The sequence below is a fragment of the Microaerobacter geothermalis genome, from assembly GCF_021608135.1.
Classification (GTDB): Bacteria; Bacillota; Bacilli; order DSM-22679; family DSM-22679; genus Microaerobacter; species Microaerobacter geothermalis.
The window spans coordinates 20,369-27,115 of the sequence record NZ_JAKIHL010000044.1; the positions used below are offsets into that span (position 1 = coordinate 20,369).

Annotated in this window: 9 protein-coding genes, 1 tRNA gene and 1 pseudogene; 3 read left to right on the forward strand and 8 right to left on the reverse strand. The window is 41.9% G+C overall.

Going from position 1 to position 6,747, the window contains the following annotated elements; genetic code table 11:
- Window positions 1–166: 166 nt before the first annotated feature.
- On the forward strand, window positions 167–484 hold the full coding sequence (gene tnpA, locus L1765_RS13810) for an IS66 family insertion sequence element accessory protein TnpA (protein ID WP_236408074.1): 318 nt from the start codon (window positions 167–169) through the stop codon (window positions 482–484).
- Here tnpA and tnpC read toward each other — a convergent pair.
- The 4 genes and pseudogenes from tnpC to L1765_RS13825 form a co-directional block, all read right to left on the reverse strand.
- Window positions 470–2,066 (reverse strand): annotated as a pseudogene (gene tnpC, locus L1765_RS13815) (IS66 family transposase). The gene tnpA and the pseudogene tnpC sit on opposite strands and share 15 nt — an antisense overlap.
- 73 nt (window positions 2,067–2,139) lie before the next feature.
- Entirely contained in the window at window positions 2,140–2,490 is a 351-nt protein-coding gene (gene tnpB, locus L1765_RS13820) for an IS66 family insertion sequence element accessory protein TnpB (RefSeq protein ID WP_236408075.1), read from the reverse strand.
- A 546-nt stretch (window positions 2,491–3,036) separates the two neighbouring features.
- On the reverse strand, window positions 3,037–3,300 hold the full coding sequence (locus tag L1765_RS16235) for an IS3 family transposase (RefSeq protein ID WP_407942274.1): 264 nt from the start codon (window positions 3,298–3,300) through the stop codon (window positions 3,037–3,039).
- A 177-nt stretch (window positions 3,301–3,477) separates the two neighbouring features.
- Window positions 3,478–3,723, reverse strand: a complete 246-nt coding sequence (locus L1765_RS13825) for a transposase (RefSeq protein WP_236408076.1) — start codon at window positions 3,721–3,723, stop codon at window positions 3,478–3,480.
- A gap of 119 nt (window positions 3,724–3,842) precedes the next feature.
- On the opposite strand from L1765_RS13825, the gene L1765_RS16000 reads away from it, so the two are divergent.
- Both L1765_RS16000 and L1765_RS13830 read left to right on the forward strand, forming a co-directional pair.
- Window positions 3,843–3,971, forward strand: a complete 129-nt coding sequence (locus L1765_RS16000) for a hypothetical protein (RefSeq protein ID WP_268928931.1) — start codon at window positions 3,843–3,845, stop codon at window positions 3,969–3,971.
- Between the two features lie 47 nt (window positions 3,972–4,018).
- Window positions 4,019–4,402, forward strand: a complete 384-nt coding sequence (locus L1765_RS13830) for a transposase (RefSeq protein WP_236408077.1) — start codon at window positions 4,019–4,021, stop codon at window positions 4,400–4,402.
- Between the two features lie 48 nt (window positions 4,403–4,450).
- Here the strand turns inward: L1765_RS13830 and L1765_RS13835 are convergent.
- From L1765_RS13835 to L1765_RS13850, 4 genes are all read right to left on the reverse strand, one after another.
- Window positions 4,451–4,527 (reverse strand) — tRNA-Pro (locus tag L1765_RS13835).
- A gap of 76 nt (window positions 4,528–4,603) precedes the next feature.
- Entirely contained in the window at window positions 4,604–5,254 is a 651-nt protein-coding gene (locus tag L1765_RS13840; RefSeq protein ID WP_236408078.1) for a CBS and ACT domain-containing protein, read from the reverse strand.
- Between the two features lie 114 nt (window positions 5,255–5,368).
- The gene (gene folE / locus L1765_RS13845; protein ID WP_236408079.1) at window positions 5,369–5,929 is read right to left on the reverse strand and encodes a GTP cyclohydrolase I FolE; all 561 of its coding nucleotides are present in this window, start codon (window positions 5,927–5,929) and stop codon (window positions 5,369–5,371) included.
- A gap of 119 nt (window positions 5,930–6,048) precedes the next feature.
- Window positions 6,049–6,321 carry an HU family DNA-binding protein gene (locus tag L1765_RS13850; protein ID WP_236408080.1) on the reverse strand — a complete coding sequence of 91 codons (273 nt, stop codon included), beginning with the start codon at window positions 6,319–6,321 and terminating at the stop codon, window positions 6,049–6,051.
- Window positions 6,322–6,747: the final 426 nt, after the last annotated feature.

Here is a 6,747-nt window from a genome sequence, read left to right on the forward strand (position 1 = left end):
TCATTCCAGTTCGGTTTCTAAGATGAAGTACCCAACTATCACCCAAAACTTACTGGTACCATTGCACCGGTTAGTAAAAATGTAAGCGTAAAATTCATCCCACATACTCTCACGAATCTAGCTATGAGATAATGTCCCCAAGATAACAAGAAAGGGGATTTTGTCATTGACCAAAGATGAAAACCGACAAATGTGGAAATCCAGAGTGGCCGAGTTTAAAGCAAGCGGCCAATCTGCCACAGCATGGTGTGCTGCTCAAGATTTGAAGGTGCATCAGCTGCGCTATTGGATCTACAAATTCAGATCAGAGAATGAATCTGCAAAGAAACAGACGCAATGGCTTTCTGTAGAGATCGGCGAATTAAATGCAGACAAACCTCAAGAAGCTTTGCCCGTTCGTGTAGGCAAAGCAATGATTGAGGTGCGGCCGGGATTCAATCCCAAGCTTCTCTCCGATGTCGTAAAGACGTTATCCATGCTTTGAAGTGACCTTGCAGGATTCTGGCAGTGCTTCCGACCACGGCAACAAGGCATCTAGTTGAGTCATGTCGTCCAAATCTATGTTGGGAAGTTTCTCAAATAGATATGTCAAGTAATGGAACGGACTCAGCTTGTTTGCTTTTGCCGTCTCGATCACGCTGTAGATGATGGCACTGGCCCTGGCTCCCTTCGGAGTGTTGCTAAAGAGGAAGTTCTTTCTTCCAATTACAAAAGGCTTAATCGCTCGTTCCCCTCGGTTGTTGCTGATTTCCAGCCGGCCATCAAATAGAAAGGCACAAAGCTTATCCCACAGCTTTATGCAATAGTCGATCGCTTGACCCAAAGCGCTTTTCGGAAGAACTTGTTTCTTTTTCGCTCTAAGCCACGTCTCAAACGCATGGAGCACAGGCTTGCTTTGTTCCATGCGCATGCGGTATCGCTCATCTGCATCCAAGTCTTTGAACTTCTGTTCCAAATGAAAGAGCTGGTTGCAATAATCGAGTCCTTCCTGTGCAACAGAAGAAGTTTGCTTGGAGCTCTCTGGCAAAGCTTTAAGCGCATCCGTAAATTTCCGGCGTGCATGCGCAAAGCAGCCAACTATTTTTACGCCCGGGATCCCATTATACCCTGCATAGCCATCACAATGCAAGTAACCCTCAAAACCACTAAGCATGTTTTTCGGATGTTTGCTGGCCCTCGTCGTTCTGTAGTCATAAAGATAGATTGGCACATCGGTATGACCTGTGGCATACAGCCACATATACGATTTGTTAGCGGCCGTTCTTCCTTCTTCGTGCAGCACTTGCAAAGTGGTTTCGTCAGCATGCAGGATGTCATGCTTGATGAGTTTTGCATGCATACGGTCGTACAGATGAACAAGCCAATCATTGGCACCACGGATCATCCAGTTAGCCAGCGTTTGGCGAGAAAGATCGACACCAAAGTGCTTGAATTGCTGCTCCTGCCGATAAAGCGGAACAGCGAGGGCATATTTCTTATCCATAACAAATGCCATTAATGACGGAGAGACAAAACTGCCCGGAAGCACAGGCGCTGGCATCGGTGCAGTGATCACCGGCGTAGAAATGTCATTCTTCTCACAATTACGGCAAGCATAAACGTGGCGTACATGTTCTACCACTTTGACCTGAAGCTGGAATGACTTTAATTTCCTTTCGAATTTCCTTGCTCATTTGGTGCAAATGCTCATTACACTGCGGGCAAGCTTGATCTTCTTCCGGCAGGTGGTATTCCACCGTCTCAACCGGGAGATCCTCGAGCATTTTGTCGTTTTTGCCTTTGGTCTTACGTCTTTTGTATGTAATTTCTTCAACCGTTGGTTCAGGTGTCTTAGGGTCTGCTTCTTGTTCAGCTTCATCGAAGAAACTTAATTGGTCCGGATCGCTCTTCTCACTTGATGCACCGAACCGCCGCTTCTGGTTTAAACGAAACTGTTCTTCATACCATTTCAGCTTTGCGGACAGCTCTTCGATTTGTTGCTGTTGAACGGAAATTTGATCCTTAAGGCTTTGTATATTTTCATCCGTATTAGGATGTTTTGCGTCTAGATCAGTCGTGTTTTTCATAGCCCTATTATACCATTTTCTGCTATGGAAAAATAGCTAAAAACCACATAAATCAGGGTTTTCCAGCATTGAATCATATGATTGTGCGCTCACTTATTTCCGGATTAGCATCTACTTGATGAAGAGGTAAACCATCGAGCAGCCACCTGAATTCACGCTGACTAACAGCAAGGGAGTGGCTATCGCCATCAGGCCATTGAAAGCGGCCCTTCTCAAGACGTTTGTAATGGAGCCAAAATCCATCGCCACCCCATTCAAGGACTTTGATTTTGTCCTTTTTTCGATTGCAAAACACAAAAAGGTGCCTGGAGAATGGATCCAACCGAAAGTGCTCTTGCACAATAACGGCTAAACCATCGATTGACTTTCGAAGGTCCGTTGCACCAGCCGCAAGATAAACTGTGTCTACCCGGCTTAACATCATAGCCGCATCACTTCTTCCTTGTGATTGGTATGGAGGTTCACTCGCCTCCTTTCGGAATCCATTATCTCATGCTAAGATAAGGGCGACTATGTGGGTTAGGTTTGACGCTTACGACATAAATCGGAATAAGATGATGGCCCTGTTGTTCTACAAATTGTTTCAATGAATGGATTTCCTTCTCGGAAATACGTGAATATAATAGGTAGAACGAAAATGGTTTATCATTATTACAAAACAGTGAGTTCATTAAAACTTTTAACGGCGGAATATAACTCGAATTTAATGTCACGAGTATATGAAACATAAGGAGTCACTTCCTTGCCTTTTTTTGAAAAATTGTTGAAAAGAGCCGTTTCTCATACCTGAATCCGTACCGTGTCCGTAGTTTTCTTTTACATCCCCATGCTTTTCCCCTTTTTCCATTTTAATTCTAGAACAGCTGCCAATTTTGTACGTAACAGAGAATAGATAGTCAACGCCGACCAAAAGTGAACGACAGCAAATACAGTTTTGTAAACTGTTCGACGTACACGAAAATTCCTAATATCAATAAATATGGGTGATATCCCCAACCCATTTTTGATTAATTGTCGTTGTAGAGAAGTCCTGTTTCAAAATATTAGTACCCTCAATAACTTTACCTTTGTTTGATTGTGGCCGGAACTTCCTCTTGGTGATGGAACGGATATCTGCCTTTTTTATCAGACGCTGAACTCGTTTGATACTGACTTTATAGCCTTCTTTCAATAGCATTTGATGGATTTTAGGAGCCCCATAACGGGCGTGGCTGTCTTTATGGATTGCTTTAATTCTTTGTTTACACGGTCTCGATTAGATTCAGTTTTATGGCCAGATTGATAATAGGTACTCCTTGGGATATCTAACACATCACACATGGTTTGAACAGGGTAAATAGCCTTTTGTTGATCAATAAAATCGATAAGCTCGGTATCGTCTACTTTCTTGCGAATATGGCCATAGCCTTTTTTAAAATTTCAAGCTCCTGCTTAAGCTTAAGATTCTCTTTTTGAGTTCAGAGACTTCCTTTGGGGTGATGGATTTTCCTTCTACCCCTTCAACTGGAGTATATGCTTTAATCCATTTATAAATCGTTACTTCAGATACGCCATATTCGCTGCTTAGATCTTTTACTGAGCTCCCAGAGTGATATAGATCAACCACTGTTCTTTTGAAGTCGTCATTAAATTTTTTGCCTGTATTTTTGTTTTCCATTAGACACATCCTCCTAGTGATTATTGTAGTCACTTAACTAAGATGTGTCCATGAAACTATACTAACGTTAAAACGAACAGAAAAGAGGATTTTCCGAATTCAAAAAGATTCATTCCCAAGTGCTGCAGGATTGCCTGCAACGGGTAGATGATGCCTTTCAGCGTTTCTTTCAGGGGGAAGCCGGATATCCCCATTTCAAGTCCAAAGATCGGTCCTCTCCTTTACCTACACTCAACCCGGAGCGGTGAAAAAGACCTTTGCCAAAGAAGGATATGTCTACCTTTCCAAGCTCGGTTTGATCAAAATAAACATCCATCGATCCTTTGATCAGAAAAACGTGACCCAGATCAACATCAAGCGAAACGCCGACCAGTGGGTAGCCAATATCACGGTGAAAGAGGAATATCCGGATATCTCTTCTTCCATTGAAAAAGCCGTTGGCATTAAGGTAGCCAAAGCCCATCGAAAAGTGGCCCAAAAACGAAATGATTTCCTGCATAAACAATCCTTCCGTATTGTTCGTGATCATGATCTGATTGCAGCAGAACAGCTAAAGATTCGTACAGGCAACGGTCGTAGAAGCAAGAAGCCCCCGCCTCTACAGACGGGGGAAGCATTCACTTCTCAATGTGGTCAAAATGTGGTCAAGTCAAAAAAAGTGGTCACTCACAGCGAATAGCTTCAAAACAAAAACCCTTGTATTCCAAGGGTTTCATTGGTTTTATAATGGTCGGAACGACAGGATTTGAACCTGCGACCTCACCCACCCCAAGGGTGCGCGCTACCAGTCTGCGCCACGTCCCGACTGACGACAAGACATAGTTTACTATATTATAAATGGTTTTGTCAATAGATTTTTTCTGTAAATTATTTCCGTTTATTACACTTGATGTATGGAACGAACTTTGTGACCGTGACTTTCCAACTCATTTATGATCGCTTTTTGCTCCTCATCACTTGCTGTAAAACGGATCATTAGATACACGCGACCCGTTTCATTTCGGTGAAATTCAGCCACGCTGGTTATATTCCCAATATGTCGGCTAATGATTTGGGTAACGTCGGCCAATACTCCATGGTGATCCTCCAATTCCAGTAATAACCTTGTTCCTGGTTGCCCCATCCCCATGATATCAATAAAAGCATCAAAAATGTCTGTTTCAGTAATCACTCCAACCAGACGATCATTTTCAACAACAGGAACGCCTCCGATTTTTTCCCTTCTCAAAACCAAAGCAGCTTCCTCTACTAATATGTCCGGAGATACGGATATCACTTGCTTGTTCATAATATCCTTTACTTTGATTTGATCCAAAAGATAATTTAACTCATATTTGCTTAATGTACTGGCTGGGGAAGGGCTTGCCTTTAGGCAGTCCCCTTCTGTAATCACTCCGACTACTCTTTTTTCATCATCTATGACTGGAAATCTTCTTACATTGAAGTCCTTCATTTTTTTGTATGCATCAGCCAGCGACGTATCCGGAGTAACTGTTTTGGGATTGGTGGTCATCCACTGTCTAACAAACATAATACGAACTCTCCTCTCATTCAAAATTCCCTGCTATCATCATTTTATAACAATTTTTATTAAATGGATAAACAACATTTGCAGGAATTTTGACAAAATCCCGAAAGAAGAGCCTTATTTTATTAAACTAAATACCTCTGCCCGGGCAGCAGGATCTTTTTCAAATACTCCTCTGACTGCCGACGTCACGGTTTTTGCTCCAGGTTTTCTCACTCCTCTCATCGTCATACACATATGCTCTGCTTCCACAACGATAACAACACCATGGGGATCAAGGGTCTGAACGATAGCATCAGCCACTTGAGAGGTCATTCTTTCCTGAAGCTGCGGCCGTTTTGCTACGGCTTCAACTGCCCTGGCCAATTTACTTAAACCAATGACTCTGCCTTCCTTCGGAATATACCCAACATGTGCCTTACCAAAAAACGGAACTAAATGGTGTTCGCACATTGAAAAAAAAGGGATATCCTTTACAAGAACAATCTCTTCATGGTCTTCACTAAAAATAACGGAAAAATATTCACGGGGATCGATATGCAGTCCCTCAAATACTTCTTCATACATTCTCGCAACTCTTGCAGGTGTATCAATTAAGCCTTCTCGGTTGGGATCTTCTCCAATTGCCTCAAGTATCATTTTTATGGCATCTTGTATTTTTTGATGATCCACTCTCATAGTTGATTCGCCTCCTAAATCCTTCACCCAAACACAGTCTCATCTTAGCATACTGATAAATCAAAAGCAAAAAAGGAACCTATGATCAGGTTCCTCCATTGCTCATTATGTAATGAAAATTACTTAATGATATCTTTTAAGGCTTTTCCAGGCTTAAAAGCTGGTACCTTGCTTGCGGGAATTTCGATTTCTTCACCAGTTTGAGGATTACGACCTTTACGGGCCGCACGCTCACGGGTTTCAAAATTTCCAAATCCGATAATTTGAACCTTTTCTCCTGCCTGTAAAGAATCAGCAATTGAATTAAAAACCGCTTCAACAGCCTTTGTTGCATCCTTTTTTGTTAACTGAGTAGCTTCTGCAACCTTTGCAATTAATTCTGTTTTATTCACAGTCACTCACCTCCTTTTAAAATTTGAGGATTATTATCTTTCATAACCCTTTTTCAAGTAAAATATACCTAAAAACCCTTGATTTTCTTAGGTTTTTCATGACTATAGTAATATAGACAAGCCTGAAATTCAAGTATTTTAACAAGAGTTCATATAAAATTTGCATCTTATGGATGAAAATAAGTCCGTAGACCTATATTGGGGAGGTGAGAAATGGAAGGGAAAGGTGGGAGAAGGAATACAGGATGGCAAAGTGTAAGTGAAAGAAAAAGGCCTCCAAAGGGGAGGCTGTTTCGACCAGCGGACGTGTGAATCTTTGATATGAAAATAATTCCCTCCCGGGTCATACTGATCTAAAAATGTCAAGTGCTTGGTATCAATTTCCAGATAAAAATGGGTATAGGGATGCCCGGGATAATCGTTGTA